The following is a 1,235-nucleotide window of genomic DNA, read 5'->3' as shown; positions in this document are numbered from 1 at the left end:
GAAGCACACTCCGCATTCGCGCCACGGAATGGGCATCGACCACCCAAAACGAGATCCGTCAGCGTCAATCGCCGCGCGGCACGCTGAAACATTGGAAAGCCAGCTTCTCAGCCAACTTTCGTGCATAGTTCAGGCTAGGGAGTCTTCTGGTCGCCAGCTCCCGAGAGAACCTGCCGGCACTGATGGATGGCCAGGTTGCCCAAACAATGCGGCACGCTCCTTCCGCGGTAAACTCGGTCGGTCCTTCAGACGGAGCTTTCAGCATCCGCGACAGGTATGGTAGTCGTCTATCCCGTGTCCGGGGAGCCACTTTCAGTTCGGGCCCCTTTCCTACCATTGCGAATGCGGTGTCACGCCGATGGCTGACGACGAAAAGCAGGGACCGCGAGTAAATTCGATCTCGCTGCGGGTCGAGCAACTCGTCCTTGACACGCTCGGGCTCGGACCGCGGCGATCAGAACGGCCTAGCGCGGCTCCAGCCGGAGGAACGCTCTCGGCACGAAGCAGAACCCGGATCGGCAAGGCGTAGCGACGGAATTTGCACCTTTGCTCGGGCTACCTTGGCCGGATGCGAACAGATGCGAATGGCACGGTGGAGGTCAAGCGGGCAACGCTCTACGAGGAAGTCTGGACTGAACCCCTGACTCGCCTCGGTCCTCGCTACGGACTGTCCGACGTTGGCCTGGCGAAGCTCTGCGATCGCTTGCTGGTCCCACGGCCTGGTGTCGGATACTGGACCAAGCTGGAGCATGGCAGGGCGCCAGCTCGACCTCCGCTGCCGCCCGCGGTCGGCGAGATTCCCGAACTCGTCTGCCTGAAGCGCGGGAGGAGGCCCAAGGTACCGATCCAGAGCGTCCCAGTCGTGACCGTTGCCAAGCGTCTCACGAGTCCACATCCCCTCATCCAGAAGGCAGCCGACGCCTTCGCCCGCTCGGAGCCGGACAGGACGCATGGTCTCGTCTCTCCCGGCCCCGGGCACCTTGCGATCCGGGTCACACCAGCGCTTGAGCGACGTGCACTGCGAGCGTTCGACGCCTTGGCGAAGGCCATCGAAGCGCGTGGAGCAAGACTCGAAGTACGCAACCAACGGGGTAAGTTGTTGGCGATCACGAGAAACCGTAGAAATCTGATCATCTAGCCGTGGTCGCGCGCGAGTGCTGGTTTCTCGTCAGAACGGCGAATCGGTGTCGGTCGGATCGGTGTCGAGTTCGCGATCGAGAGCCGCGAGGTAGTGT

Annotated in this window: 1 protein-coding gene; it reads left to right on the top strand. The window is 62.5% G+C overall.

Annotated elements, in window-relative coordinates; translation table 11 throughout:
* The first annotated feature begins 568 nt into the window (after positions 1–568).
* A complete protein-coding gene (locus GY937_10455) occupies positions 569–1,138 on the top strand; it encodes a hypothetical protein (protein MCP5057131.1) in 570 nt (189 codons plus the stop codon).
* Positions 1,139–1,235 lie beyond the last annotated feature (97 nt).

Source organism: bacterium (assembly GCA_024228115.1).
Lineage (GTDB): Bacteria > Myxococcota_A > UBA9160 > UBA9160 > UBA6930.
Note: the sequence above shows the minus strand (reverse complement) of the source record. Positions and strands in the feature narration are given on the sequence as shown.

What these genes read in the sequence shown, in the direction of transcription:
- GY937_10455 (MCP5057131.1), top strand. Translation starts at nt 569, where the DNA reads ATGCGAACAGATGCGAATGGCACGGTGGAGGTCAAGCGGGCAACGCTC.